The sequence below is a fragment of the Streptomyces sp. NPDC006140 genome (genome assembly GCF_040628815.1).
GTDB lineage: Bacteria > Actinomycetota > Actinomycetes > Streptomycetales > Streptomycetaceae > Streptomyces.
This window is the reverse complement of sequence record NZ_JBEXTS010000002.1, coordinates 911,535-938,406: the sequence shown is the minus strand read 5'-3', so window position 1 is coordinate 938,406 and position 26,872 is coordinate 911,535. Positions and strand designations below refer to the sequence as shown.

Annotated in this window: 22 protein-coding genes and 2 pseudogenes; 11 read left to right on the top strand and 13 right to left on the bottom strand. The window is 71.7% G+C overall.

Annotated elements, in window-relative coordinates; genetic code table 11:
- Positions 1 to 70: 70 nt before the first annotated feature.
- Positions 71 to 3,271 (bottom strand): glycoside hydrolase N-terminal domain-containing protein, encoded by a 3,201-nt coding sequence (locus ABZ386_RS09400; RefSeq protein ID WP_358964417.1) that lies wholly within the window; start codon positions 3,269 to 3,271, stop codon positions 71 to 73.
- Between the two features lie 960 nt (positions 3,272 to 4,231).
- The gene (locus tag ABZ386_RS09395; RefSeq protein ID WP_351344400.1) at positions 4,232 to 4,930 is read right to left on the bottom strand and encodes a helix-turn-helix domain-containing protein; all 699 of its coding nucleotides are present in this window, start codon (positions 4,928 to 4,930) and stop codon (positions 4,232 to 4,234) included.
- Between the two features lie 157 nt (positions 4,931 to 5,087).
- Between ABZ386_RS09395 and ABZ386_RS09390 the strand changes: the two genes are divergently transcribed.
- The 3 genes from ABZ386_RS09390 (at position 5,088) to ABZ386_RS09380 (ending at position 6,906) form a co-directional block, all read left to right on the top strand.
- The gene (locus tag ABZ386_RS09390) at positions 5,088 to 5,372 is read left to right on the top strand and encodes a hypothetical protein (protein WP_358964415.1); all 285 of its coding nucleotides are present in this window, start codon (positions 5,088 to 5,090) and stop codon (positions 5,370 to 5,372) included.
- Positions 5,373 to 5,744: 372 nt separating this feature from the next.
- Positions 5,745 to 6,419: an SDR family oxidoreductase gene (locus ABZ386_RS09385; RefSeq protein WP_351344394.1), complete on the top strand. Its 675-nt coding sequence runs from the start codon at positions 5,745 to 5,747 to the stop codon at positions 6,417 to 6,419.
- 115 nt (positions 6,420 to 6,534) lie between these two features.
- The gene (locus ABZ386_RS09380) at positions 6,535 to 6,906 is read left to right on the top strand and encodes a DoxX family protein (protein ID WP_351344391.1); all 372 of its coding nucleotides are present in this window, start codon (positions 6,535 to 6,537) and stop codon (positions 6,904 to 6,906) included.
- 19 nt (positions 6,907 to 6,925) lie between these two features.
- Here the strand turns inward: ABZ386_RS09380 and ABZ386_RS09375 are convergent, their stop codons facing one another.
- Positions 6,926 to 7,114 carry a hypothetical protein gene (locus ABZ386_RS09375; protein ID WP_358964414.1) on the bottom strand — a complete coding sequence of 63 codons (189 nt, stop codon included), beginning with the start codon at positions 7,112 to 7,114 and terminating at the stop codon, positions 6,926 to 6,928.
- A gap of 303 nt (positions 7,115 to 7,417) precedes the next feature.
- On the opposite strand from ABZ386_RS09375, the gene ABZ386_RS09370 reads away from it, so the two are divergent.
- Positions 7,418 to 8,125 carry a hypothetical protein gene (locus tag ABZ386_RS09370; RefSeq protein WP_358964412.1) on the top strand — a complete coding sequence of 236 codons (708 nt, stop codon included), beginning with the start codon at positions 7,418 to 7,420 and terminating at the stop codon, positions 8,123 to 8,125.
- Positions 8,126 to 8,139: 14 nt separating this feature from the next.
- Here ABZ386_RS09370 and ABZ386_RS09365 read toward each other — a convergent pair.
- The 3 genes from ABZ386_RS09365 to ABZ386_RS09355 all read right to left on the bottom strand — a co-directional run bounded on the left by ABZ386_RS09365 (position 8,140) and on the right by ABZ386_RS09355 (position 10,752).
- Positions 8,140 to 9,002, bottom strand: a protein-coding gene (locus ABZ386_RS09365) for an IS5 family transposase (protein WP_358964410.1) whose coding sequence is annotated in 2 segments (ribosomal slippage) — positions 8,140 to 8,642 and positions 8,642 to 9,002 — 864 coding nt in all. Because the reading frame shifts where the segments join, the coding sequence is not laid out codon by codon here.
- An 83-nt stretch (positions 9,003 to 9,085) separates the two neighbouring features.
- Complete coding sequence (locus ABZ386_RS09360; protein ID WP_358964409.1) at positions 9,086 to 10,264, bottom strand: acyl-CoA dehydrogenase family protein; 1,179 nt, start codon at positions 10,262 to 10,264, stop codon at positions 9,086 to 9,088.
- A gap of 113 nt (positions 10,265 to 10,377) precedes the next feature.
- A complete protein-coding gene (locus ABZ386_RS09355; protein WP_355720963.1) occupies positions 10,378 to 10,752 on the bottom strand; it encodes a ferredoxin in 375 nt (124 codons plus the stop codon).
- A 125-nt stretch (positions 10,753 to 10,877) separates the two neighbouring features.
- Here ABZ386_RS09355 and ABZ386_RS09350 point away from each other — a divergent pair, with 125 nt between their 5' ends.
- The 7 genes and pseudogenes from ABZ386_RS09350 (at position 10,878) to ABZ386_RS09320 (ending at position 16,611) form a co-directional block, all read left to right on the top strand.
- Entirely contained in the window at positions 10,878 to 11,318 is a 441-nt protein-coding gene (locus tag ABZ386_RS09350) for a ChaB family protein (RefSeq protein WP_114250197.1), read from the top strand.
- A 37-nt stretch (positions 11,319 to 11,355) separates the two neighbouring features.
- Positions 11,356 to 11,721 (top strand): DUF6479 family protein, encoded by a 366-nt coding sequence (locus tag ABZ386_RS09345; protein ID WP_351344381.1) that lies wholly within the window; start codon positions 11,356 to 11,358, stop codon positions 11,719 to 11,721.
- 98 nt (positions 11,722 to 11,819) lie between these two features.
- Positions 11,820 to 12,168: pseudogene (locus ABZ386_RS09340) on the top strand (hypothetical protein).
- A 217-nt stretch (positions 12,169 to 12,385) separates the two neighbouring features.
- The gene (locus ABZ386_RS09335; RefSeq protein WP_358964408.1) at positions 12,386 to 14,050 is read left to right on the top strand and encodes an allantoin permease; all 1,665 of its coding nucleotides are present in this window, start codon (positions 12,386 to 12,388) and stop codon (positions 14,048 to 14,050) included.
- Between the two features lie 225 nt (positions 14,051 to 14,275).
- Positions 14,276 to 14,731, top strand: a complete 456-nt coding sequence (locus ABZ386_RS09330; protein ID WP_358964406.1) for a hypothetical protein — start codon at positions 14,276 to 14,278, stop codon at positions 14,729 to 14,731.
- 131 nt (positions 14,732 to 14,862) lie between these two features.
- Entirely contained in the window at positions 14,863 to 15,348 is a 486-nt protein-coding gene (locus ABZ386_RS09325; protein WP_037758104.1) for a TrkA C-terminal domain-containing protein, read from the top strand.
- 6 nt (positions 15,349 to 15,354) lie between these two features.
- A complete protein-coding gene (locus ABZ386_RS09320) occupies positions 15,355 to 16,611 on the top strand; it encodes a cation:proton antiporter (RefSeq protein WP_351344371.1) in 1,257 nt (418 codons plus the stop codon).
- Positions 16,612 to 16,681: 70 nt separating this feature from the next.
- Here the strand turns inward: ABZ386_RS09320 and ABZ386_RS09315 are convergent, their stop codons facing one another.
- The 7 genes and pseudogenes from ABZ386_RS09315 to ABZ386_RS09285 form a co-directional block, all read right to left on the bottom strand.
- Positions 16,682 to 17,263, bottom strand: coding sequence for a hypothetical protein (locus ABZ386_RS09315; protein WP_351344368.1), 582 nt, complete (start codon positions 17,261 to 17,263; stop codon positions 16,682 to 16,684).
- A 56-nt stretch (positions 17,264 to 17,319) separates the two neighbouring features.
- The gene (locus tag ABZ386_RS09310; RefSeq protein ID WP_358964405.1) at positions 17,320 to 19,023 is read right to left on the bottom strand and encodes a RecQ family ATP-dependent DNA helicase; all 1,704 of its coding nucleotides are present in this window, start codon (positions 19,021 to 19,023) and stop codon (positions 17,320 to 17,322) included.
- Between the two features lie 115 nt (positions 19,024 to 19,138).
- Positions 19,139 to 20,239 (bottom strand): winged helix DNA-binding domain-containing protein, encoded by a 1,101-nt coding sequence (locus tag ABZ386_RS09305; protein ID WP_358964403.1) that lies wholly within the window; start codon positions 20,237 to 20,239, stop codon positions 19,139 to 19,141.
- 131 nt (positions 20,240 to 20,370) lie between these two features.
- Positions 20,371 to 21,900: a glycoside hydrolase family 43 protein gene (locus ABZ386_RS09300; RefSeq protein WP_355726866.1), complete on the bottom strand. Its 1,530-nt coding sequence runs from the start codon at positions 21,898 to 21,900 to the stop codon at positions 20,371 to 20,373.
- Positions 21,901 to 21,992: 92 nt separating this feature from the next.
- Positions 21,993 to 22,691, bottom strand: a pseudogene (locus ABZ386_RS09295) (substrate-binding domain-containing protein); the annotation flags it as partial.
- A gap of 78 nt (positions 22,692 to 22,769) precedes the next feature.
- Entirely contained in the window at positions 22,770 to 25,733 is a 2,964-nt protein-coding gene (locus ABZ386_RS09290) for a family 78 glycoside hydrolase catalytic domain (protein ID WP_358964401.1), read from the bottom strand.
- Positions 25,734 to 25,946: 213 nt separating this feature from the next.
- A complete protein-coding gene (locus ABZ386_RS09285) occupies positions 25,947 to 26,840 on the bottom strand; it encodes a helix-turn-helix transcriptional regulator (RefSeq protein ID WP_358964400.1) in 894 nt (297 codons plus the stop codon).
- Positions 26,841 to 26,872 lie beyond the last annotated feature (32 nt).

Below are 26,872 nucleotides of genomic sequence, written 5' to 3'. Positions count from 1 at the left end.
CGGATCGGTGTTCGCCGTCGTGGCCCTGCGGCCGCCGTCTCCGCCTTGCCGCCTTGCCGCCTTGCCGCCTTCAGGGCTTGATCGGCTTCACCTTCCTGTCCGCGCCGTTGACCCGCACGGTGATGGTCCGCTGGTTCCGTGCCCGGTCGGCCACGATCTTGTAGGACGTGACCTTCCCGTCCCGCCATGCACAGCTGACCTCGTAGCCGCCGCGGGCGCGGAGCCCGGTGAAGGAGCCCTTGCCCTTCCAGGCGTCGGGCAGGGCGGGCAGCAGGTGGATGACGTCGTCGTGGCTCTGCAGGAGCATCTCGGCGACGGCGCCGGTGATGCCGAAGTTGCCGTCCATCTGGAAGGGCGGGTGGTTGCAGAACAGGTTGGGCAGCGTGTTGTAGGTGAGCAGTCCGCGCAGCATGATCTGGGCGCGTTGCCCGTCACCGAGGCGGGCGAAGAGGGCCGCCCGCCAGGGCCAGGTCCATGAGCGGCGGCTGTCGCCCGACACCGTCCCGGCCGTGAAGGGGACGCCGTCCTTCTCGCCGCACCGGGCCTTGAGCGAGACGAGGGCGGCGGCCGCGAAGTCGGGTGTCTTCCGGGTGATCTGGCGGCCCGGGTAGACCGCGAAGAGGTGTGAGGTGTGGCGGTGGATGTCGGTGGGGCTGTCGATGTCCTCCTGCCACTCCTGCAGCTGACCCCACCTGCCGATCTTGTTCGGCGCGAGGCGCGCCTGCATGTCCACGACCTTGGCCCGGTAGGCGGGGTCGGCCTCGAGCGCCGCCTCGCAGTCGAGGTAGTTCTGGAACAGGTCCCAGATGATCTGCTGGTCGTACATGACGCCGTCCTCCCGCGGCCCGTGTTCGGGGGACCAGCCGTTCGGCGCGACGAGGAGTCCGTCCTCGCGCTCCTTGAGGTGGTCCTCCCAGAACTCGCAGATCTCCTTGATCATCGGGTACGCGACGGTACGGAGGTACTTCATGTCCTGCGTGAACGCCCAGTGCTCGTAGAGGTGTTGCGCGTACCAGGCGCTCGCGACGGTGTTCCACTCCCACGCGTTGCCGCCGAAGATGCTCTGGCTGGTACGGGCGGTCCAGCCCCGTGTGTCCTTTCCGAAGGCGTTGCGGGTCGCCACGCGGCTGGGCACCGCCACCTGCCTGATGAACTCGATGAGTGCTTCGTGAGACTCCGACAGGTTCGTGGTCTCGGCTCCCCAGTAGTTCATCTGGACGTTGATGTTGGTGTGGTAGTCGGCGGCCCACGCCGGCTGGTTGCTGTCGTTCCAGAGACCCTGGAGGTTGGCGGGCAGGCCCTTCGGGCGCGAGGAACTGATCAGCAGGTACCGGCCGTAGTCGAACATCGCCTGTTCGAGGGTCGGGTCCTCGCCGCCCGACGCGTAACGCGCGAGCCGGGCGTCGGTGGGCAGGGCGACGACGCCGTCGTCGGAGGTGCCCCAGTCCACGGAGACACGGTTCATGAGCGCACGCGTCTCGGCGGTGTGCTCCTCGCGCAGTTCCTTGTAGGACCGGGCGGCCGCCTTGTTGAGTGTCCTGGTGATGACCGGTTCGGGATCGGTTCCGCGCCATCCGGCGGCGGCGTCGAGCTTGTAGTCGGTACGGGCGTCGAGCAGCAGGGTCAGGCTTGTGCAGCCGCTGAACCGGAGGGCGGACCCGTCGGCACGGAAGTCGCCGTCGGCGTGCACGACCTGGACGGTGCACGCGTGCTTGAGGCCGTTGCCCATGACTCCGCGGAAGGCGATCCGACGCCCATCGGCGTCGACGGTCGTGGGAGCCCCCTGCTGCCCGGACGTCAAGGAGATCGCTCCGGACAGTCCCCGGTCGCTGTCCGAGGTGTATCGGAAGACCATGACGTCGGCGGACCGGCTGGCGAACGCCTCCCTGAGGACGCGCCGCCCCGGCGCGCCGAACCGGGTGACATGGATACCGTCGAAGAAGTCCAGGGCGCGCTGGTAGTCGACGACCGCGCGCTGCGTGCGCGTGTCGAACCCCCTGCCTCCCAGGGCGACTTCGGCGATCTGAAAGCCGGTGGACGACTCACCCGGGGTGAACGTGAGCCGATAGGCGCGGTAGGCGGTGCTGTTGGTGACCCGGAACGTCCGGCTCTCGCCACGGCCGGCGACGGGTGCTCCGGGGCTCTGCGTGTCGAGCGTCACCCAGGCCTGCCCGTCCTGCGACGCCTCGAGCGTCCATCGCCGGGGGTCGTCCTGCGGACGGTCCGGGGCCGCCGTCAGCGTGTACGAGGTGACGGCGACCCCGCGGGGCAGCTCGGACTGCCAGACGACCGCGGGTCCGGCATCGTCGACCCGCCAGACCGTGGCGGGATCGCTGTCCACCGAACACGAGATGTCAGTGGCCCGGGATCCGGTCCCGGCACCCGATCCCCCGGAGTGCCCGCTCGGCGACGACAGGTACAGCGCGGCGCCACCGAGGTCGATACCGGACAGCCCGATCTCGCCCACCTGGAAGTGGCTGACCCCTGCCTTGGGGACGAAGTCGAACCGGTAGAAGCGGTACGACCCGCTGGTGGCGCAGGTGAACTCCTTCGTCTGGAAACGGCTCTCGAAGGGCGCCGGCAAAGTGCGGCTGTCCAGCGTGGTCCAGTCGGCGCCGTCGGCGGAACCGGACAGCGTCCACTCCTGCGGGTCACGCTGCGGCACGTCGTTGGCACTCGTCAGACGGTAGGAGGCGACCGTGGCGGGCTCGGGGAGCTCGACCTGCCACTGCACCCTCGAACCGGGCCCGTCGACGCACCACTTGGTGCTCGCGTCGCCGTCGTACGACTTCTCCACGCCCTCCGACGAGGAGGTGCGGTACGGCCCCCCGGGAGCGGTGACCTTCGCACGGTCGGCGAAGGTGACGACGACGTCGCCGAAGTTCCGGTACGAGCCGAAGCCGGTCATGCTGGTATCGAACGCGCTGTCGGGCTTGCCGGCGAGCGCGTTGTCGTAGTTGTTGACCCCGCCCCACAGACTCTGCTCGTTGAACTGGATGCGCTCCTGGTCGGGGTCGGCGAACAGCATGGCGCCGAGACGGCCGTTGCCGATCGGCAGGGCCTGCGACTGCCAGTCCAGGGCGGGGACCGAGTACTTCAGCGCCTTGCGCGAAAGGGTCGGCCACCGGACGGCCGCCGACGCGGCGGAAGTGGCGGCGAAGGCCGGCCCCGCAGGGGTGCCGCCGGCCAGCTGAGTGATCAGGGGCGCGAGGGCGAGGGCCCCGCCGAGCTTCAGGACGCTTCTTCGCTGCGGGTGCGATGCATGGGTCACGGCAAGATCTCCCAGCCATGAGTGTTCGACACGAGGGGAAGTGCAGCCTCTTGGAGTCCTCCGAGGAGCACGTCATCTTTGCCGCGTTATAGATCGGATGTCTAGAGGGCTGCAGCACCAACTCGTATGACGTCCATCGGCAGTTCGACAGGCCCCTCAGGCGTGATGAGAAAAGAACTTCCCGCGTCGACTGCGCCCGGGCAAGCAGCAGAGGACAGCGATGAGCTCTCCAATACATCGGATGTTGGGTCACCTTGACCGACGTGCCGATGAACGCCAGGGCTGGCACCCGCACGCCAACAGCCCACGAACCCGGCGCCGCCCCGCGCTCCTTCCGATCCTCCAGTTCGGCGGCGACCGCCGGCCGCTCGTCGGATGGTGCCGGTCGCCCGCCGCAGGTTCGCCCGCAACCGGCTGTCGACGAGCAGGGTGCGGGCCGCCCCGGGGAAGGCCTCATGTCTGGTGACTTCGCAGCGGCTGGCCCCGCAGACCTTCCGCGACGATCTGCTGGTGGCCGTGGGACCGCGAACCGACCCACCGAGCACCTGACCGCCCGCCGACGGCTGAAGCGGCGTACACCGGTCGCCGAGCTGTGCTCCAGCCGCTCCACCCGCAGCCACCGAGGGCGAGCTCACCGTCGTGCGCGAGGAGACCGCACCGTATGCGGTCCTGGGCGACGAGCGATTCCCGGACGGCACGGGCATACGCCTGACGTGAGACGACCCGCACGCCGACGCCGAGCCGTCCGCACCCTTCATCGAGAAGCCGCCCACCGGTTCAGACATCGCCATCATCGCGGTCACGTCAGGCACCTCCGGCCGCCCCAAAGGGCGTCGCCCTGGCACACGGCAACCTGTACTGGAAGCTGGTCAACGGCCTTTCGTCGCAGCAGCAAACAAATGACCCGACTGCACGCGCTCGGCCCACGCTCACGATGCGCAGTCGGGCGGACGTGGCCCTTCAGTCCTTCCTCCCTGGTTCCGGCGAGGCGGAGCACGCCTGACTGGCACGGAGCATGGCCTTGTAGAGAGCGCGGGGCTCGGGCGGGTCGGGCAGGGGGCCGCGGGCCGGGGCCTCGAAGGACTGGAGCATCAGGGCGACGACGCGTTTCCAGGCGTCGGGAGCGGCGTCGCCGGTGGCGTTGACGACGCCGGCCGTGGCCATGTGCACCAGCACCAGGTCCTCGGGGCTGAAGTCCTCACGCAGACGTCCTGCGGCCTTGGCGCGGCCGATGAGCTGGACAACGGCCTCGTACGCCTGGTCCCGGCGCTCCTCCAGAGCCTTGGCTGCGGGGAAGGTCATGGTCAGTACGTCGGCGAAGCCGTAATCGGCGGCCTGCATCGCGCAGGCGGTTTCGATGAACCCCGCGAGACCGCGCCAGGGATCGGGGTCGTCGAGGGCGACGCCGACCGCGTCGACGTAGGCGTCCATACGGTCGGCGAAGACCGCGGCGACGAGTTCCTCCTTTGTCGGGAACCGGCGGAACAGGGTGGCGATGCCCACCCCCGCCTCGCGGGCCACGGAAGCCATGGAGGCATGCAGGCCGTCACGCCTGAAGACCGTGCGCGCGGCGGCGACGATCCGCGCACGGTTGCGCTCGGCATCGCTGCGCAGAGGTTGTGCGGCCGGGTCATCGCTGGATCGGGCGCCAAGGTTCATGACACTCAGTCTAGCGAATCGGAATGCGCTATCCAGTTTCAGTGTTATCGTAGGCACCGCGAACCGGAGAGGCCTTTCCGGATCGCGAACCGGATACCCCTTTCCGAATCGAGCGATACCGATGCCCAGGAGTTGATGATCAGTGCGCGCTGTGACATTGGCTCAGGTACCCGGCAGCCCCGAGGTGGCCGAGGTGGAGGTGCCCCGCCCCGAGCCCGGTGAGGTGCTGGTGAAGGTGGCCGCGTCCTCGGTGAACGGCTTCGACCTGGGCACGGCGACCGGATCGGCGCGCCTGGGCACCGGTTCGATGGCGCAGTACGTCGCCGTTCCCGCTGCCATCGGCATCGCCCACCGGCCCGACGGGGTCTTGGTGCGTGACGCCGGCGCGCTCGGGGGCTGGCGGGCACCGCCGCCTTCACCGGAGGCAAGACGGTGGACATGACCGCGCAGGTCCCGGCGATCGCCCCCGACGGCGTGGACGCGGTGCTGCACCTCGTCGGCGACCTGGCCGAGCTCACCGCGCTGACCCGCGACGGCGGCGCCGTCGCCTCCGCCCTCACCGTCCCCGAGGCCTCGGAGGACCGCAAGCTGCAGACCGCCATGATCCGGTCCAACCCGACCGCCGACACCCTGTCCCCCCTCGCCGGGCAGGTCGCCTCCGGCGCCCTCAAGGTCTCGGTGACCGCCGAGTTCGACCACGAGCGTGCCCCGAGGCCTTCGCCGCGTTCGGCGCCGGCACCGTCGGCAAGATCGCCATCGCCGTCGCCTGACCAGTCCGTATCCCAGACGCTTCCCCGCACGAAAGGACTTCACCATGCCCAGCATCGCCATCGTCGGAGCCGGCCCCGGAATGGGCCTCGCCATCGCCCGCACCTTCGGCTCGCGCGGCTACGACGTCGCTCTCATCGCCCGCAACCGCGCCAAGCTCGACGACCTCGTCACCCAGCTCGCCGCCGAGGACATCACCGCCGCCGCGTTCCCGGCGGACGTGCGCGACCACGACGCGCTGACCCAGGCCCTCAAGGACGCCGCCACCCGCTTCGGCGGCATCGACGTCCTGGAGCACTCCCCCGCTCCGAGCATCGCCTCCGTGAACCTCACCTCCCCGTCCCAGACCAGCCCGTCCGATGTGCAGGGCTGGATCGACTTCCTGCTCTACAGCGCCATCACCGCCACCCAGGCCGTCCTGCCCGCGATGCGTGAGGCCGGCGCGGGCACCCTGCTCTTCACCAACGGCGCCGGCTCGGTCGACCCCATCCCGATGCTCGGCAACGTCAACCCCGCTCAGGCGGCCCTGCGCAACTGGGTGCTCAACCTGCACAAGGAGCTGGCCGGAACCGGTATCCAGGCCGCGCACGTCGCCATCGGCGTGTGGATCGGCGCGGGCGGCCCTCCCGAAATCCCGACCGCCGAGGCCGAGGACATCGCCCCGCTCTACTGGGACCTGCACACCCAGCGCGACGAAGCCGAGCGCGTCTTCACCGGCTGACGCCACCCAGCTCTCCCCCATTGGATTTTGATCCGTTGAATCCTGATCCGCTCCATCCTCATCCGCCGCGGCGATCCCCGCCGCGGCGCGACCGAAGAAGAAGGTCTCCGCTCGGATGAACGTGTTCCTGTGGATTCTGCAGGGCGTCCTAGCCGCGTTGTTCGCGGCCGCCGGCGTCATCAAGTCCACCCAGCCCCGCGAAAAGCTCATATCCCAGCTGCCGTGGGTCAGTGACGTCTCGACACCCGTGGTGCGTCTGATCGGCGTCGCCGAACTCGCCGGCGCACTCGGGCTGATCCTGCCGGGTGCTTTCGACATCGCCACCGTGCTCACCCCGCTGGCCGCCACCGGCCTGGCTGTGATCATGGTCCTGGCCATGGGCCTCCACGCCCGCCGCAAGGAGCCGCAGGCCATCGGGTTCAACGCGATCCTGCTCATCGTCGCCGCGGTCATCATGTGGGGCCGGTTCGGGCCCTGCTCCTTCTGAACCCCCAGCCCCCGCCCCATCACAGCGGCCCGGCCCGCGACCACGCCGGCCGGGCCGCTCCGTCGTCCAGGCCGGCCTGGACGTCTTCGGTCTCGGCGAGCACCACTGCTGGGACTTCGCAGTCGCCAACCCCGCCGTCCCGACTGGCCGCGATCGCCCAGGCCACCAGCCGTATCCGGCTGGCCAGTGCCGTGTCGGTGCTCTCCACCACCGATCCGGTCCGGCTGCACCAGGACTACGACGACGTGTTCGCGGAGAAGCTGCGGCGCTGGTCACGTCACGACGTCGGCCACCGCCGCCTGACACAGATGGGCGGTGAGGGCGCCCAGAGGATCGGCCTGGCGCCGTTCAATATCCGGGACGCCGACGATCTCAGTATGGCCCATCGCGCGTCAGGCCAGACGCTCCGCTCAGTGCCGACCATCCCGCTTTTAGAACTACTAACGGAATGTCTGCGAAGTCCTCATTGGGACTTGGACGGTGGGTAGCGGCTGCGTGCGAGGATGCTGCTGTGCTGGATGAGATCGACGCGGTGGATTGGGGCTCAATATCGGGCCATCCTGACTGGTATGAACCGGATCGTGCCGCCCGCGGTCTACGTGCCCTTTCCGAGGCAGGGAACCTGGTACAGGCGGCGGAGGCTGGCTCGCAGCTTGGCGGCGGTGGAATTGTTCATGGCCACAGCGCCGCGGTGTTCCCAGCGGCTGTGGTTGCGGCCCCGCTGCTTCTGGACATCGCCCAGCGGGGGCACCCGGCGGCAAAAGCCACTGCGTTGGGGCTGCTGGATGAGGCTTTATCGTGCTATCCGCATGCCGGGTACACGCGGGTGGTGGATCCTGACGGCACCGCGGTTCCCATCTGCTGTGCCATTGCCCACCATGTGCGAGCTCGCACCGATTTCCTTGTCGGGCTGGGTAAGAGGGGCAAGTCATTGCTGGCCGACGCGGCCGTGCACTGGCGCTTCGAGATCCGCGAGTGCGTCACCGACGGTAGTGACACGGCAGCCTTCGGCATCTTGGCCGGCTGTCTCTCCGACGGCGTGCATGCAGCGGAAATGCATGTCGCTGGTGCCATCACCGTGCTCAACGAACTCACCCTCGAATACCCGCCCACGGAGGGCTCTCTCGAAGCATGCCTGCGGGTGATCGCCCGGCATCCGGGCGAACTGCCGCCAGGTGCCATGCTGTTCCCGGCGGAGTGCGGGGATCGCGTGCACTGACTGGCTCCAGTGCTTCAAGGGCCTTCTGGTGCAGGGACCGGCTGCTGTCGTGATGCGGCAAGACGCCTCCAGCAGATCAGGGCGCATCCGAGGGTGAGGAAGGCTTCGTGGATGTCGTCGCGAATCTCCCAGCGGATCCGCAGGCGGCGGAACCAGTGCAGGTGGGCGAAGGCGCGCTCGACGACCCAGCGTTGGGTGCCCAGCCCGGAGCCATGCTCGGTGCCGCGTCGTGCGATCACGGGCTTCACACCGAGGTCCCAGACAAGGCGGCGGTACTTGTCGTGGTCGTAGCCGCGATCGGCGAGAACGAGGTCCGGGCGGCGCCGGGGGCGACCCCGCTTGCCGCGTACCGGCGGCACCGCTTCGAGCAGGGGAATGAGCTGGGTGACGTCGTTGCGGTTGCCGCCGGTCAGCGTGACGGCGAGCGGGATGCCGGTGGCATCAGTGATCAGGTGATGTTTGCTGCCCGTCCTGCCCCGATCGACAGGGCTTCGTCCCGTCTGGGGTCCCCCTTTAGCGCCCGGATGTGCGAGCCGTCGACCGCCGCCCGGGAGAAGTCCAGGGCGTTCGCGCTGCGGAGCCTGGAGAGGAGGAACTCGTGGAGCCGGGGCCACACGCCAGCTTCTGTCCACTCGGCCAGGCGGCGCCAGCACGTCATACCGGAGCCGAAACCAAGCTCTTGCGGCAGGTGTTCCCAGGCAATCCCGGTATGCAGCACGAACAGGATGCCCTGGAACACCAGCCGGTCCGGATGCCGCTTGCGTCCCGGATGCCGAACCCGACGCTCCACCTTCGGCAGCAGCGGTTCGACCACCGCCCACAGCTCGTCATCGACATCCCACGGCTTCGGCCGAGCCACCCCACACCTCCGGATCATCTATCCCAGAGTGATCCAACCACCTCAAAGATCATTCTGTTAGGGGTTCTTATGCCAACTAAAAAGCCTCGTCACAATGGCCGTCAGCGGCGTACCCGCGGCATCCCCAGCCCGATCCAGGAGATGATCTCCCGCTGGATCTCGTTGTTGCCGCCGCCGAAGGTGAAGATGACCGCCGAGCGGTAGCCGCGTTCCAGTTCGCCGTGCAGGACCGCGCCCGCCGAGCCCTCCTTCAGGGCGCCGGGCGCGGCGACGATCTCCATGAGCCAGGCGTAGGCGTCGCGCCGGGCCTCGGAGCCGTAGACCTTGACGGCGGAGGCCTCCTGCGGGGTGAGCGTGCCGTCCTGGACGGCGCCGACCATCCGCCAGTTGAGCAGCTTCAGCGCGTCCAGCCTGGCGTGGGTACGGGCCAGCAGGCGGCGGACCCAGGGCAGGTCGGCGACGCGGCGGCCGTCGGCGAGCTTGGTCTGAATCGCCCAGTGCTGCACGTCGTGCAGGGCGCGGATCGCCATGGTGCCGTGGGCGGCCAGGGTGACGCGCTCGTGGTTGAGCTGGTTGGTGATCAGCCGCCAGCCCTGGTTCTCGGCGCCGACGCGGTGCGAGACGGGCACGCGGACGTTCTCGTAGTAGCTCGCCGTGGTGTCGTGCGAGGCGAGGGTGTTGATGAGGGTGCAGGAGTAGCCGGGGGCCGAGGTCGGCACCAGGAGCATGGTGATGCCCTTGTGCGGCGGGGCGTCGGGGTCGGTGCGCACGGCCAGCCACACCCAGTCGGCGGTGTCGCCGTTGGTCGTCCAGATCTTCTGGCCGTCGACGACGTACTCGTCGCCGTCCCGTACGGCACGGGTCCGCAGGGACGCGAGGTCCGTGCCCGCGCCGGGCTCGCTGTAGCCGATGGCGAAGTCGATCTCCCCGGAGAGGATCTTCGGCAGGAAGTACGCCTTCTGCTCGTCGGTGCCGTACTGCATGATCGTCGGGCCGACGGTGTTCAGCGCCATCAGCGGCAGCGGGACGCCGGCCTGGGCGGCCTCGTCGAAGAAGATGAACTGCTCCATCGCCGTCAGGCCGCGTCCGCCGTACTCCCGGGGCCAGCCGACGCCCAGCCAGCCGTCGGCGCCGAGCCGCCGGATGGTCTCGCGGTAGAACCGCTTCTGGGTGGCCGGGTCGCCGTGCCGTGCGGACGCGTGGTCCGGGACCAGGTCGGCGAAGTACGCGCGCAGTTCGCTGCGCAGCCGCTGCTGCTCGGGCGTGTATTCGAGGTGCACGGCGCCTCCAGGCTCCCCAGGCCGGTCCTGTCGGCGCACACCGTAGAACGTGTTTCAGAAATTGGGAATGGCGATGCCCCCTCGGTGTCGTGCCGGCGCGTGCGGACGCCGGGTCAGTTCAGGGTCGCGAGGAAGTCCGTGCACGCCCGCGCGCACGCGCGGCAGGCCTCCGCGGAGTCCTCCGCGCCCGGCTGCCGGTCGAAGGCGTGGGCGGCCTCCAGGCACACGGTCCGGCACCACTCCACCTGCACGCGGATGCTGGTCTCGTCCACCTGGTTCTGCTCGGACAGCACGCGGCAGGTCGCGTCGCAGACCTCCGCGCACATGATGCCCTTGCGTCGTACGAGTTCCTGGTTCTCGGTGCCGTCGGGATCCACGAGGCTCGCGCGCAGCGCACAGGCCCGCGCGCACTCGGTGCACGCCTGCGCGCAGGCGAAGCGGTCCTCCAGGAACCGGAACAGCTCCTGCTGGGATGTCGTCGAAGTCACACCGCGCGGGTAGCCCCCGGGCCTGCCCGTCAAACCCGGTGTTCCCAAGGGCCGCGCCCCGTTTTCCGGCCCTGCCGCCGGGCACCCGGCCGACCCCGGAACGACCACGCACGGAGGTGAGTCAGATGCCCGGGCGAGAGGAGCTTCCGTCGACCCTGGAGCGGTCCTCCAAGGAAGCGCAGCGCACGTGGATCAAGGCGCACGACTCGGCCGTCGAGCAGTACGGCGAGGGCGAGCGCGCGCACCGCACGGCGTTCGGCGCGCTGAAGCACACCCACGAGAAGGTCGGCGACCACTGGGAGCGCAAGGAGGGCGGCCGCAAGGGCCCCTCCGACCCGCGGTCGGCCCGGCCCCGGCAGCAGGGCGGGCGCAGCGGCGAGGGCGTCGACGAGCAGGCCTCGAAGGAGCACCTGTACGACCTCGCGAAGCGGATGGGGGTCGAGGGGCGCTCGCGTATGTCGAAGGCGGAGCTGCTGGACGCCGTCCGCAAGGAGAACCGCGCGCGGACCAGGTCCTCGCGGACGTCCTCGCGGTCCTCGTCACGCTCGTCCTCGCGATCGAGGTGAGCCGGTTCACGGGGAGGACCAGGGGTACCCGCTCGCCATGAATACCGCATGGATGGAGCTGGCCGCGGGCCGTGGCGCCCTCGGCATCGGGCTGGTCGTGGCGGGCGTGGTGGTCGTGGGCCTGCTGCTGGGGGCCTTCGTCCTCGGCTTCCGCAACAAGCGCAGGGAACTGCCCACGCCACGCCCCGAGGAACAGCCGCGGATGCCCGCCGGCGGCCCGGTCCGCGAGACGCGTGAGCGCCGGGAACCGGACGAGATGCCGAGAAGCGAGGAGCGCCTGACTCCGCACGAGCTGAAGGCGAACGGCCGCCAGAGCGACCGGACGAGCGCCTCGCAGGAGCGTCCGCGCTGGAACGAGGGCGGCAGCGGCGGCTTCGGCAGCGGCGGACCGGGCGCCCGCTGAGCCACCCGGTCCCGGACCACCCGGCCCCGAGCCACCCCGCCCGCCCCGGGCCGCCCGCCCCGGTCGTACATCACGTCGTACACAGGGAAGTGAGAACCATGGCTGATCCCGCCCGCAACACCCTGCCGCTGCCCGACTACGACCATCTGCCGCTCGGCGGACTGGAGAGCCGTGTGCGGTCGCTGTCGGCGGACGAGGTCGAGGAACTGCTGGCGTACGAGCGGTCGCACGCCGACCGGCTGCCGGTGACGGAGCTGCTGGGGTCCCGGCTCGAGCAGTTGCGCGCGGGTGCGGAGCCGACGTCCGGCGACCCGGGCGCCCTGCGTCCCGAGACGGGCGAGGGCCACGGCGGCTCGCCGGTGTCGCGCCACGTCGCCGGAGCCGTCCAGTGCGCCGCCGCACGGGACGCCGGACCAGCCGGGCAAGCCGAAGGGTGACCGCACGTAGGGGTCACCGCGTCACCGCCTGACAGCCAGACAGAAAGGGCCCGTGCCTGTGCACGGGCCCTTCGCCGTTCTCGTTCGTCGCGGCGCTCGGGCGGGGGCCCCAGGTCTCGTGAGATGCCTCCGAAACATTCCCTTCACGCAGGAAGTATTTAGGGGTAACGACCGCTGCCTACCGTGCCTGCCTTGTCGGTCCCCAACCCGCAGCAAGGAGGCGTGGCATGAGTACGGAGCCACGACTGGCAGAAGTCGTCGAGCCGGAACCCGCGCAGGAGGCAGCGCGGGGTACGGACCAGGCCGTCAAGGAGACCCTGGAGGACTACACCCTCCGCTTCGCGCCGCGGAGTTACCGGCGCTGGACTCCGATGGTGGTGGCGACGACCGCGCTCGGCGGCATCGCCTACATGGCCGACTTCTCCATCGGCGCCGGCATCGGCCTGGCCCACGGCACCGGCAACGCGCTGCTGGCGATCGCCGTCGCCGCGGTCGTCATCTTCGTGACCGGATTCCCGCTCGCCTACTACGGGGCCCGCTACAACATCGACCTGGACCTGATCACGCGCGGCTCGGGCTTCGGCTACTTCGGCTCGGTCCTCACCAGCGTCATCTTCGCCAGCTTCACCTTCATCTTCTTCGCCCTCGAGGGCTCGATCATGGCCCAGGGCCTGAAGCTGGGCCTCGGACTGCCGCTGTGGCTGGGCTACCTGGTGTCCACGCTCATGGTGATCCCGCTGGTCATCTACGGCATGACGGCGCTGAGCAAGCTCCAGGTGTGGACCACCCCGATCTGGCTGCTGCTGATGGTCGGCCCGCTGGTCTACCTGGTCGCCACCGACCCCGGGAGCGTCGACCGCTTCCTCGCCTACGCGGGCACCGACGGCGACGGCGGCGTCAACACCGCCTCCGTGCTGCTGGGCGCGGGCGTCTGCCTGTCGCTGATCGCGCAGATCGGGGAGCAGATCGACTACCTGCGCTTCATGCCGCCCAAGACCGAGGCCAACAAGCGCAGTTGGTGGACGGCCGTGGTGATGGCCGGCCCGGGCTGGGTGGTGCTCGGCGCGCTGAAGCAGGCCATCGGCGTGTTCCTCGCGGTCTACATCATCGCCGAGGTCGGCGCGGCCGCCGCGCCCGAGCCGATCCAGCAGTTCAAGCACGCCTTCGACGCGATGATGCCGTCCTGGCTCGTCCTCCCGCTGGCCGTGGCCCTGGTCGTGATCAGCCAGATCAAGATCAACGTGACGAACGCGTACTCCGGCTCCCTCGCCTGGACCAACTCCTTCACCCGGGTCACCAGGCGCTACCCGGGCCGGATGGTCTTCGTCCTGGTCAACCTGGGCTTCGCGCTCGCCCTGATGGAGGCCGACATGTTCAGCTTCCTCAACAGCATCCTGGGCTTCTACTCGAACTGCGCGATCGCCTGGGTGGTCACCGTGGCCACGGACATCGGCATCAACAAGTACGTGCTGAAGCTGTCCCCGCACGCCCCCGAGTTCCGCCGCGGCATGCTCTACGCCGTCAACCCGGTCGGTGTCGTGGCCTTCGTCGCCGCGTCCGGGCTGTCCATCGCCATGTACTTCCACGCGCTGGGCGACACGCTCCAGCCGTACTCGCCCGTCGCCGCGGCCGTCATCGCCTTCGTCCTCACGCCGCTGATGGCCGTGGTCACCAAGGGCCGGTACTACCTGCGCCGCACCGACGACGGCATCGACGAGCCGCTCCTGGACGAGGACGGCAACCCCAGCGCCACCACCTACGACTGCCACGTGTGCCGGCAGCGGTTCGAACGGCCGGACGTGACCGCGTGCCGGACGCACGACGCGGTCGTCTGCTCCCTGTGCCTGAGCACCGACAAGGTCGGCGACCACGTGCTGCCGGCGGCCGTCTGACCCGTGGGGCGGGAGCGCCGCGCGCCGCTCCCGCCCCACGGCGCCCCACCCTCGTCGCGCGGCCCGGGATCCCGGTCGTCGGCGGCCCCGCCGCACACGCCCGTATCGAGGCGGTCCCGGTCGCACATCGCCGCGTCCGCGGGGCAGCGGCTCCGGGTGCCGGGCGGCATACTGATCTTCGCTGCCCGGTGACCAGGCCGACGGGCGGAGAGGGGATGAGGGGACGTGACCACCGAAGGACCGGGCGGACGGGGAGCACCCGACGAGCCGGAGGGCGTTTTCTCGGTCCCGGACGAGGTGTGGCTGCGGTTCCTGACGGACAGCGAGTCCGCCATACGCGCCTCGGCCCCCAGGGAACCCTCCGCGCGGGAGAGGGCGACGGGACGGCAGCCCCAGCCCCCGCACGCCGTCGGTGACCTGTGGCAGCCGGAGGAGCTGTGGGTGCGCGTGGCCTGGCGGGACCTGGACCGCGGCGCCAAGGTCCGGCGCGTGGGACGTGTCGTGGCCACCGCCGCCGCCGTGGCCCTGGCCCTCGGGGCCTGGTCCCAGCTGTCCACCGGCGCGGGCCAGGGCCACCGGCCGGGGACGGGCACCGTACGGCAGGTCGAGGGGGCGACCGCGCGGCAGCCCACGACCACTCCCTTCCCGTCCGGATCCCCTGTCCCGGAGTCGTCCAGGTAGCACACGCGGGACGGGTACGGTCCCGCACGGCCGCCTAGGATGAGCGCACAGGCCGGATCTGGGCGCACGTCCGGGCGAGGCCCCCCGCAGGCGAGTCACCGGAACGCGTACGCCGACCGAAGGGGGACGAGATGAGCGCGCCACGCCTCAGCAGCACGCCGTTGCCGGGCATCGGGGTCCGCTACGACCTGACGACACGGGACAGCCGCCGCCTGTCGGTGGTCGCCCACCGCGACGGACACCGGACGATCAGCGCCTACCGCGAGGACGACCCCGACGCGTGCGACCTGTCGGTGCGCCTCACGGCGGAGGAGGCGGCCACGCTGATCGACGCGCTGATGCCCGCCCACCACACGCCGAACCTGCTGTCCACCACCGACCTGGGCCTCGTCGCCGAGCGGATCGAACTGCCCGGATCCTCGCACTGGAACGGGCGGCTGCTGGGCGAGTCCCGGCTGCGCACCGACACCGGCGCGTCCGTCGTGGCGGTGCTGCGCCGGGCCGAGGCGATCCCCTCCCCCGCCCCGGACTTCCGGCTCGCCGGCGGTGACATCCTCATCGTCATCGGCACCCGCGAGGGCGTGGAGGCGGCCGCCGCGATACTCGGGCGGGAGTGACCCGCCATGCACTCCTCCGCGGTCTTCCTGATCGAGTTCGGCTGCCTCATCCTCGGGCTCGGGCTGCTCGGCCGCCTCGCCGGGCGCTTCCGCTTCTCGCCGATCCCCCTCTACCTGCTGGCCGGGCTCGCCTTCGGTGAGGGCGGGCTGCTGCCGCTGGGCGCCAGCGAGGACTTCGTCGCCGTCGGCGCGGAGATCGGCGTCATCCTGCTGCTGCTCATGCTGGGCCTGGAGTACACGGCCGCCGACCTCGTCTCCAACCTCCGGACCCACTACACCGCCGGGATCGTCGACGCCGTCCTCAACGCCCTGCCCGGCGCGGCCCTGGCCCTGCTGCTCGGCTGGGGGCCGGTCGCCGCCGTGGTGCTGGCCGGCGTGACCTGGGTGTCGTCCTCCGGCGTCATCGCCAAGGTCCTCGGCGAGCTGGGGCGGCTCGGCAACCGCGAGACGCCGGCCATCCTGAGCATCCTGGTCCTCGAGGACCTCTCCATGGCGGTCTACCTGCCCATCGTCACCGCCCTGCTGGCCGGGGTGAGCCTGGCCGCGGGCGCGCTCACGCTCGCCATCGCGCTCGGGGTGGCGGCCCTCGTGCTCGTCCTCGCGGTGCGCTGCGGCCGTCACGTCTCCCGCTTCGTCTCCAGCGACGACCCGGAGAAGCTGCTGCTGGTCGTACTGGGGGTGACCCTCGTGGTCGCCGGGGTCGCCCAGCAGTTGCAGGTGTCCGCCGCCGTGGGCGCGTTCCTGGTCGGCATCGCCCTGTCCGGTGAGGTCGCCGAGGGCGCGTCGAGCCTGCTCGCGCCGCTGCGGGACCTGTTCGCCGCGGTGTTCTTCGTCTTCTTCGGCCTGCACACCGACCCGGCCAGCATCCCGCCCGTCCTGCTGCCCGCCCTCGCGCTGGCCGCCGTCACCACCGCGACGAAGATCGCCACCGGCTACTGGGCCGCGCGCCGTGCCGGGATCGGGCCCAAGGGCCGCTGGCGCGCGGGCGGGGCGCTCGTGGCCCGCGGCGAGTTCTCCATCGTCATCGCCGGGCTCGCCGTCACGGCCGGCATCGAGCCGTCCCTCGGTCCCCTGGCCACGGCGTACGTCCTCATCCTGGTCCTCCTCGGCCCGCTGACCGCCCGCTGGACCGAGCCACTGGCCACCCGCCTGACCGGCCGCCGCGTGCGCCGGCGGCGGGTCGGGGCGGCCGGCTCCGCGGCGCCGGGCCCGTCCGGCGAGCACGAGTCGATCGAGGGGCAGGACACGGTCGGCCGGGCGTGATCACGGGAGAGCGGCGGCACGACCGCACGAGGGCCGCCCGGTTCAGCCGGTCTTCCCCGCCGCGTGTCGATCAGCCCGTCTTCCACCCCCGCCGCGTGTCGATCCGCTCCCACTCGGCGTCCCACTGCGCCATCCGCCGCCGGTCGAGACACAGACGGGTCACCCAGGCGGCTCCCAGTACCGCCCCGCCCGTCAGGGCACCCGCCAGCACGCCGCCCACGGTGGTGTGCAACCAGGCCTCGCCGGGTGACACCGGCTGCGTGGTGAGGTCACCGTCGCGGTCCACCCACACGGGGATCGTGCTCCCGGCGGGCGCCCGGGGCGGCACCCGTGCCTCCTCCCGGTGGGCCGAGCCGTCCGGCGCGGTCCACCGCACCTTGCCCCAGACCCGGTGATCGCTCGCCGCGCGCGCCGGGGACGGGCCGGGCGCGTCCTCGACGAGCACCGCCGTGACCTCGCGGCTCTCGGCCCGCTGCCGTTCGACGGCCCGCTCGACGGCGCCCGCCGCCATCGACCCGGCGACCAGCCCGCCCAGCAGGGCGAACACCCAACCGGCGAGCACCACCCACGCTTCGACGACGTCGACGCGCCGCTTGAGCGGGTTGCGCCGCCACCGCCAGCACCGCACGGTCGTACGCCCTGACGCTTCCATCGGCCGACACCCCCTCGTGAGCACCGGCAGCTCCCTTCCAGTGTGCTCCCCTCACGTCAGCCGGCCCACCGGTCCTCGCCCGGCCTGCGCACCACGGTGAGCAGTCCGTCCTGGCCGGCCACCGCTTCCAGGGCCAGCGTGCGGTAGCCGGCCTGTCCGAAGAACACGGTGATGCGGTCCCGGTCCTCGCTGAGCACCATGCCGTCGCCCCACTGCTCGTGCCGCACCTCGGTGCCCACGGGACAGGCGGCCGCGGCGGGATGGGCGGGCCGCTCCTCCTGCCCGTGCCCGGCACGGTCCGCGTCGCACAGGTCGCAGTTCCCGCACGCCCCCGGGTGGTTCTCGCCGAAGTAGCCCAGCAGGAAGCGGCGTCGGCAGCCGGTGGTCTCGGCGTAGGCCCGGGCCATCTCGACCCGCGTGCGGTCGGTGCGGCGGTGCGCCTGCGCCGTCCGCGCGGCCTGCTCGGCCGCCCGCTCCGGGGAGACGCCGGCGGCCGGGCGCACCTCCCCCTCCTCCCCCGTGGCGACGGCGTCCGCTTCCTCCAGCAGGTTCACCGCCGCCGTGACGCGGTTCCTGGACAGGCCCGTGTCCTCGCGCAGGTCGTCGAGGTCCGGGGCGTCCCCGCGGTGGTCGTGGACGGCGTGGGCCACGTCCGCCAGGGTGTCGCGGCCGGGGGTGCGGCCCGCGAACCAGGTCCGCATGCCCGTGTCCTCGGCCCGGTAGTGCAGGACGGCGAGGGCCGGCTGCCCGTCCCGGCCGCAGCGGCCGATCTCCTGGTAGTAGGCGTCCAGGGAACCCGGCAGTGAGGCGTGCAGCACGAACCGCACGTCCTCCTTGTCGATGCCCATGCCGAACGCCGAGGTCGCCACCACCACGTCGGCCGCGCCGGACAGGAAGGCGTCGTGGATCCGCTCGCGTTCGGCGGCGCGCAGCCCGGCGTGGTAGGCCTCCGTGGCGAGTCCGAGGGCGGCCAGTTCACCGGCGTAGTGCTCGCTGTCCTTGCGGGTCCCGGCGTAGACGATGCCCGGCTTGGGTTCGGCGGCGGCCCGTTCGACGACGGCCCGGCGCCGTTCGTCGTCGTCCAGGAAGCGGCGGACCTCCAGTCTGATCTCGGGCCGGTCGAAGCCGGTGACCATCAGCCGCGGCCGGCGCATGCCCAGGCGTTCGGCGATCTCCCTGCGCACCGGTGCGGCGGCGGTGGCGGTCAGGGCCAGGACGGGTGGCCGGCCCACCCGGCGTACCGCCTGTTCGAGGCGCAGGTAGTCGGGGCGGAAGTCGTGGCCCCAGGAGGACACGCACTGGGCCTCGTCCACCACGCACAGGGCGGGGTGTGCCTCGGCCAGCCGCTCCACCACATCGTCCTTGGCCAACTGTTCCGGCGACAGGTAGAGCAGGCGGGCGTCGCCGCTGCGCACTGCGTCCCAGGCGTCCGCCGTCCCGGCCGCGCCGAGGTCGGAGTTGACGGCGACGGCGCCGGGGGCGCGGTCGCCGTCCGGCAGACCGGCGATCTGGTCGCGCTGGAGCGCGAGCAGGGGCGAGACGACCACGACCGGCCCGGACAGCAGCAGGGCGGGGACCTGGTAGACGGCGGACTTGCCGGATCCGGTCGGCATGACGACGAGGGTGTCCTCGCCGTCGAGCACCCATTCCATGGCGGTGAGCTGCTCGGGCAGGAGGGTGTCCCAGCCGAACACCTCGGCGGCGGTCTGCCGCAGGCGCGTGGCCCGGCTCGGGTCCGTCCGCGGCCGCTTCCGTCCCATGCCGGGCTCCTCGCTGCTCCGTGCGGACGCCTGCGTGGTCGCGTCCGCGGCGCACTCCTGGGTACCCCCGGGGCCGGGCGCCTATCGCGTATCGGCAGTTGTCCGGCGTCGCTTGTCAGGACGCGGCGATCCGTACCCGCTGGCCGGCGCCGTCGGACAGGAAGGACGCCAGCGCCCGGCCTTCTTCCTCGACGGCGGCCCGGTCGGCTCGGGAGAAGCGGCGCAGCGGGGTGACCAGGACGGTGCCGGTGCCGGCCTCGACGGTCCAGGTCGCGGCGACCCGGCCGTCGACGAGGACGACGCGGGCGCCGGCGACCGAGAGGCCGCGGTGGGCGTCGTCGATGATCCGGCTGCGGTCGTGGTAGCCGAGGATCGCGTTGTCGAACGCGGGCAGGAAGCGCACCGGGGCGTGGGTCTCCGGGTCGGGGCGGGGCCCGTCGGGGAGGTCGAGCAGTTCCCGGCCGCGCTCGTCGCGGAAGGCGACCAGTTCGCCGCGCAGGGCGGCGACCGCGGCCGGCAGTCCGGCCAGGCCGCACCAGGCGCGCAGGTCGGCCGAGGCGGCGGGGCCGAACGCGGCCAGGTAACGCCGTACCAGCGCCTGGCCCACGGGGTCGGAGCCGTCCGGGGCCGGCGGGTCGGTCTCGCGCCCCAGCCAGGTGGAGAGGAGCGCGTAGCGGGCTCCCCCGGTCGTGCGCCACAGCCCGCGCGGCGGCAGCTGCGCCGTCGGGAGGAGGGCGGCGGCCAGCATCTCGCCCAGGGGCCGGATCCCCGCGGCCGGCCAGCGGCCGGAGACGGCACGGGCGAGGTCGGACATCGAGCGGGGCTCGCCGTCGGCCATGACCTCGTGGCCGGCCGCCGCGAGTTCCCCGAGGTCGATCCCGTCGAGTTCGCGGCGGTACGTGCCGAGCACCCGGGTGCGCAGCATGTCGTGGTGGCGGGCCCGCCAGGCCAGGACGTCGGCGGCGGTGACGAGGTGGACGGTGCGGCGCATGAGGTGGGTCCGCACCAAGCGCCGTCCGGTCAGCAGGTCCGACAGCGCCGCCGGGTCGAACGTCCGCAGCCGGGACCAGAGGCCGGCGTACGGTTCCTGCGGTTCCTGTGCCTGGAGGCCGCACAGGTGCGCGACGGCGTCGAGCACCGGCAGGTCGGCGCGGTCGAGCAGCAGTTGCCGGGCGAGGGTGGCGCGGTTGAGCGCCCGGGCGTCGAGAACGGTCATCGCGGTATCTGGGCCTTCGCGTCGTGGGCCGGCCCGTGGTCGGGGTGTCCGGGCGGCGTGCACGGTCACCGTCCCAGGGGATGCGGTCAGTTGCTGACCGCGTGTGCGGGGCCGGCCATGCCCGTGTCCGCCTACCCGGCCGCGTCGGCGTCCAGTGGCTCGTAGTCGAACCAGTCGAAGTGGACGGTCCCGGTCGCGGCGTACATGCCGATGACCCGGCCCGTGAAGCCGCCCGCGACCTCGGTGGACAGGTAACGGCCGTCGAGCGTGGCGAGTTCGGCGAAGGTGCCGTCCGCGTCCTCCAGGCCGAGGGTGATGGTGTCCGGGCCCTGGCGCGCGTCGCTGACCTGCCGGGTGGCGGCCGCCTCGATCCTCAGCACCACCGGACCTGCGGGGACCGGGCGGGAGGCTAGCTGCGAGCGCAGCGAGCCGACGCGGGCCTGGACCCTCACCTCGCCCGGTGTCGCCTCGATCTCGTAGTGGTGCTGCTCGTCGAGGCGGACGGCCAGCCCGCCGCTTCCTTCGGCCGGGTCGGCCGACACCCGGGCGCGGAAGGACAGATGCTGCTGGCGGCGGCCGACGAAGGTGACCTCGGGGTCGTCGAGCGACTCGCCCCGGGCGCGGAGGGTGAGCGAGCCGGGCCGCTCCTTCGTGGTGCAGTGCTCCGCGGACCGGGTGCGCAGTGAGATCCAGGCGGGGGCGAGTTCGCTGTCGTCGAAGTCGTCCCGGACCGGCACAACGGGGGGTTCCTGGAGCGGCCACGGGGGCCGGGGCAGGTCCGGTGTGAGTTCGCCGACGACCGGCCAGCCGTCGGACCAGGTCACCGGGGCCAGGAAGGTCTCGCGGCCGAGGACGTGCCAGCCGGGGGTGCCGCCCTGCGGCCGGACGCCGAGCAGGACCATCCACCAGGAGCCGTCCGGGCCCTGCACCAGGTCGGCGTGGCCGGTGTTCTGGATGGGGTGGTCGGTGCCCCGGTGGGTCAGGATCGGGTTGGCGGGGCAGGGTTCGAACGGGCCCTCGGGTGCCTTGCCGCGGGCGATCGAGACGCCGTGGCACCGCTCGGTGCCGCCCTCGGCGATGATCAGGTACCAGTAGTCGCCGATGTGGTAGAGGTGCGGTGCTTCCGGGGCCTTGGCGCCGGGTGTGCCGGACCAGAGGCGTCGCGGTTCGCCGAGCGTCTGTCCCGTGTGCGGGTCGAGACGCACCTGGGTGACTCCGGCGGTGGTGCACCAGCAGTTTCCGTCGTCGTCCCAGGCGAGGTCCGGGTCGATGCCGCGTACCCCGGGCAGCAGGATCGGATCGGACCAGGGGCCCGCCGGGTCGGTGGCCGTGACCAGCAGGTTCCCGTCGCCGCTCACGTTCGTGACGATCAGCCAGAAGCGGCCGTCGTGGTAGCGCAGGGTGGGGGCGTAGATCCCGCCGGAGGAGGGCGAGCCGGGCGGCAGGCGGAGTTGGCCCGGCCGGTCGAGCACGTTGCCGATCTGCGTCCAGTGGACCAGGTCGCGGCTGTGGAAGATCGGTATGCCGGGGAAGTACTCGAAGCTGGAGCACGCGAGGTAGTAGTCCTCGCCGGCCCGGCAGACGCTCGGATCCGGGTGGAAGCCGGGGATCACGGGGTTGCGGAGGGTGGTGCCCGGGTCGGGTGTGCTCGGCACTCTCATCGAGTCCTCTCGCCGGAGAAACTTTCGCGGAAAGTTTCGCGCTCGATCCGTGGACAGTTTCCGACGAGGCTAGCGACGGGCACCGCTGGAAATCAACGGCCTCGGCTCGCGGAGGCGGGCGGCGGTGCGGTGCTGGAGCGGACGGTGAGGGTGGTGGCGAGCTCCAGGCCGATCTGGGGCGCTTCCTCGCCGCGGCCGAGGGCGAGCGCCAGTTCGGTGGCGGCGACGGCCATCTCGGTGAGCGGCTGGTGGACGGTGGTCAGGGGTGGGTCCACCCAGGCGACGACGGGCAGGTCGTCGAAGCCGACGACGCTCAGGTCGTCGGGGATGCGCAGGCCGGCCTCGCGCGCCGCCTGGTAGACGCCGAGTGCCTGGAGGTCGTTGGCGGCGAAGATCGCCGTCGGCCGGTCGGGCAGGGCCAGCAGGGAACGCGCCGCGGCGCAGCCGTCCTCCCGGGTGAGCGGCGCGTGCGCGACGAGCCCCGGATCGGCGGGCAGGCCGGCGGCCCGCAGCGCGGAGCGGTATCCGTCCAGGCGGGCGGTGCAGCAGAGGACGTCCTCGGGGCCGCTGATCATCGCGAGGCGGCGGTGCCCGAGCTCGGTGAGGTGCCGGGTCGCGGTCCGGCCTCCGGACCAGTTCGTGGCGCCGACGAAGGGCACGTCGTCCGGCAGTTCGGCGGTCGGGTCGAAGACGACGAACGGGATGCCCTTCGCCTTCAGTTGGGCCCGCTCGTCCGCGGAGAGCTGGGCCACCGACAGCACGCAGTTCGGGCGACGGGCGACGGTGTCGTCCGCTCCGACGCGGCTGCGGCCTCGCACACCCCCTCATGTTAATTTCTCCGCCGCAGACTGCGAAAGTTTCCGGAGCGGTCAGCGAAGTGCGCTCGTCAGGCGGTACGACCCGGACGGCAGCCGGAACGAGGCCACCCCGCCGCTGTGCCCGAGGAACCGCACGCCGTCCGCGCTAGCCAGCGGGGTACGCCCCTCGCGGACGGCGTCCGCCGAGGCCGCGGGAAGGTGCAGCGTGGCCTCGCTGTTGGCGGGCACGACCGCGTCGTACGCCAGTTGCCCGCCGCCGTCCGGCACGCGCCACTCGCTCCTGATCTCGCCGTACGGCGAGACGTGCGAGCCCGTGACGTGCGTGATCCTCCCGGTGGGGTCGAGGTGCGGCCGCAGGAGGAAGTGCTTGAAGCCGGGGCTCTCCGGGTCCCGGGCGATGCCCGCCATGCAGGCGTACATCCACTCCATGACGGCGCCGTAGGCGTAGTGGTTGAAGGAGTTCATGCTGACCGGGCCGAAGCCGGCCTCCTCGGAGTAGGAGTTCCAGCGCTCCCAGACGGTGGTGGCGCCGTTGCGCACGGAGAACAGCCAGGACGGCATGGCGTCCTGGTGCAGCAGCGCGTACGCCAGGTCCGCGCGGCCCTCGTCGGTGAGGACGGGCGCGATGACGTTGACGCCGAGGAAGCCGACGGACAGCGTGTTCTCTGCGTACTTGACCCGGCTGCTGTCCGGGTGGGCCGCCTTGTAGGCCGCGTCGTTGCCGATGTTGTCCGCCAACGCCTGGACCAGGGCGCGGCGTTGGGCCTCGGTGTCGTAGAAGCCGAGCTTGAGCACCCACAGCAGCGCCGACTGGGAGTTGTCCTCGGTCCTCTCGTCGGGATCCGCGCCCGGTTCGATCGGGGAGGCCTCGCCGAGGCTGGACCTGACGGTGACCGTGCCGCCGCCGGTGGCGAGGTATTTCCTGATGAACGCCTTCCTGATCTCGCCGAAGAGCCGTTCGTACGCGGCGGCCTCCGTGGGGCGGCCGACGGTTCGGGCCATGTGTGCCATGAGCCGGGCGGAGTAGCCGTAGTAGACGTCGCTCATGAGCTGGGCGCTGGTCTTCTGCGGTGCGAGCCAGTCGCCGGTGAGGGAGCCCTGACCGGCGTAGGTGTCGCCGGTCTGCTGCCGGATCCAGTCGAGGTAGCGGGTCATGGCGGGCCAGCTGCTCTCGATGACGGTCGGGTCGCCGGTCATCTGCCACAGGGTCCACGGGAGGACGACGCCGCAGTCCGCCCAGCCGCTGCCGCCGCCGGGGAAGTTGTAGCGTGCGCCGGGGGCGACTCCGGTGAACTGGTCCTTGTCCTCTCCGTAGAGGGTCTGCGAGTCGATCACGGTGTTCTGGAAGTGGGCGAGGAAGGGTCCGGCGTCCGCGTTGTACAGGCCCGTCGCGGCGAAGACCTGGGTGTCGCCGGTCCAGCCGAGGCGTTCGTCGCGCTGCGGGCAGTCGGTGGGGACCCAGAGGTAGTTGCCGCGCTGGCCCCAGCGGATGTTGCCGATGAGCCGGTTGGTGTCGGGGTCGTTCGTGGTGAGGGTGCCGGTCTCCCGGATCGCGGAGGTGGCGACCTTCCCGGTCAGACCGGTGATCGTGACCGTCGCGGTCGTGGTGACGGAGACGTGGCGGAAGCCGTAGAAGGTCAGGGAGTCCTGGTGGGTCTCGCCGTCGCGGTCGCCCTTGAGGATGTAGGTGCTGGTGGCCTTGGCGCTGCGCAGGTTGGCCCGGTACACGGACCCTGCGGGGCCGTCCGCGCCGGCGCCGCTGTCGTTGAGCATCTCGCCGAACCGGAAGGTGACCTGGGCGCCGGCCGGCCCGCGCAGGGTGTAGCGGGGTACGCCGACCATGTTCTGTCCCAGGTCGAAGACGGCGGTGTCGCCTGCTCCGAGGGTGACCGGCGCGGAGGCCGCCCGGTGCGGGTCGGTCACGGTCCGGTCGGGGTCGACGACGACCCGGCCCCGGCCCTCACCGGTCACTCCCGTGCAGACGGTGACGGAGCGGGGACGGCGGTCCCAGCGGCTCATGAGCCGGGCGGTCTCGGCCGGGTAGGCGAGGAGTTCCGCCTGCGGGTACCTGGTCTCGAAGGGGACGCGTTCGGTGTCGGACCAGGCGGAGTCGTCGAAGCCCGGGGAGGTCCAGCCCGGCAGTTCCCGGCGGGCGTCGTAGGTCTGGCCGTCGTAGATGTCGTCGGCCCGCCAGGGGCCGGTGTCGGTGGCCTTCCAGGAGCCGTCCGGCCGGGTGACGACGGACTGGGTGGTGCCGTCGGCGTAGCGGATCAGCAGCCTGGCCTTGAGGGCGAGGGCGTTGCCGCTCTCGGAGTGGTAGGTGCTGCCCTCGGAGATGCGGCCGTTGTACCAGCCGTTGCCGAGGACGGCCGCCAGCGTGACGGCCGGTTCCCGGGCCACGAGGTGGGTGACGTCGTAGGTGAGGTAGGTGACGCGTGCGTCGTAGTTGGTCCACCCCGGGGGCAGCAGTTCGAGGGTGGTGCCGCCGTCCTGCGGGACGGTCACGCGGTGCCCGCTGACGTAGGCGTCGTAGACGCCGAGGGCGGATATGTAGAGCCGCGCCTCGCGGACCCGGCCCGTCAGGCGCGCCTGGGTGCGCAGCATCGGGGCGCCCGGCGAGTTCGGGGCCTTGCCCCGCATGCCGATCCACTGCGCGCCCTCCCAGCCGGTGACGCCGTCGGTGCTCATCAGGCCCGTCTCGAACCGGGCGACGGCCCCGCTGCCGACCTTTCGGCCGTCGGTGTCCCAGACGGTGACGGTCCAGTGGTAGCGGGTCGAGGGCTTGAGGGGTTCGCCCGCGTACGGCACGGCCACCGACCGGTCGGAGCTGACGCGGCCGCTGTTCCAGACGTCCGCGCGGGCACTGTTCAGCCTGCCGGGCGAGGTGGCCACGAGGATCTCGTACGCGCTTTGGCTCCGCCCGCGTCCGGCGGCCCGCATGCGCCAGCCGAAGCGGGGGCGCGCGGTGTCCACGCCGAGCGGGTCGGTGCGGTGTTCCACGGTCAGTCCGTACACGGTGGCGTCCCTTCGGTCGGTGCCTGTGGTGTGCTCACGAGCCGGTCTAGTGGTCGGTATCCATCTCGGCGAGGAGAGTCCCGGCGTGGTTCATGCCCTCGGGAGACATCACGAAGTCCACGGACCTCGGGGCCGGTTCCGGGTTCGACGGCCGTCTTCGCGGGCGCGGACATCGTCGCCATGGGCACGGACCGGCCTCCCGCGTAGGCGCGTTCAGGTGGTGTCGGCGCGGAGTGCCCGCGCCCGGAACCCCCCGGGCGTCGTGCCCGTGCGCAGCCGGAAGAACTTGGTGAAGTCGCTGGGATCGGCGAACCCCAGCTCCGCGGCCACGTCCTTCGCCGCGCGGTCGGTGTGCAGCAGCAGGCGCTTGGCCTCCAGCAGGACCCGCTCGTCGATGTACTTCTTCGCGCTCATGCCGGTGACCGCCAGGCTCGCGCGGGACAGGGTGCGGGGGCTGTAGCCCAGCGCGGCGGCGTAGTCCTCGACCCGCCGCGTCACCCGGTGGTCGCGCTCCACCGCGTCGGACAGGCGCCGGAAGACCTCCGTCGCGGGGCCCGGCGCCGCGGACCCGCCCGTCGCCTTGGCCAGGCGCAGCACCAGTACGGACACCAGGTGCCGGAGCACCTCGACGTGCGAGGCGAGCGGCAGTGAGGTCAGGGCGGTGAACTCGAACGCCAGGTGGTCCAGGCCCAGGCGCAGCGCCCGCGCGTCCTGCCCCGAGGGCAGCACCGGCGCCTGCCGGTACGGCGGGTCCATCCCGGCGGCGGCGAGGGTCGCGGGCGGCAGGAATCCCGGCTGGAAGACCACGATCGTGCCCTCGGCGGCCGGCAGGTCCCGCCCGAACCGCTGCACCTGCCCGGGGCGGATCCACAGCCAGGCGCCGGGCGGCAGTTCGTGCTCGACGAAGTCCACCGTGAGGTGCAGGGGCCGCTCGCGGACGGCGATCAGCTGGTGGAAGGCCGGGCGCAGGGAGGCGTGGGGGTCGTTGCCGTGGCGCCGGGCCCGGTCGAAGAGTCCGCCCAGGGGCACCACCTCGACACCCGCCGGCGCGCCGACCGCCGCCGTGTACGGCAGGTCCCTGATGCCAAGGTGTCTGTTTTTCCCCATCGTGAGTCCCGAGCGTACCCAGGCCGGTGCCG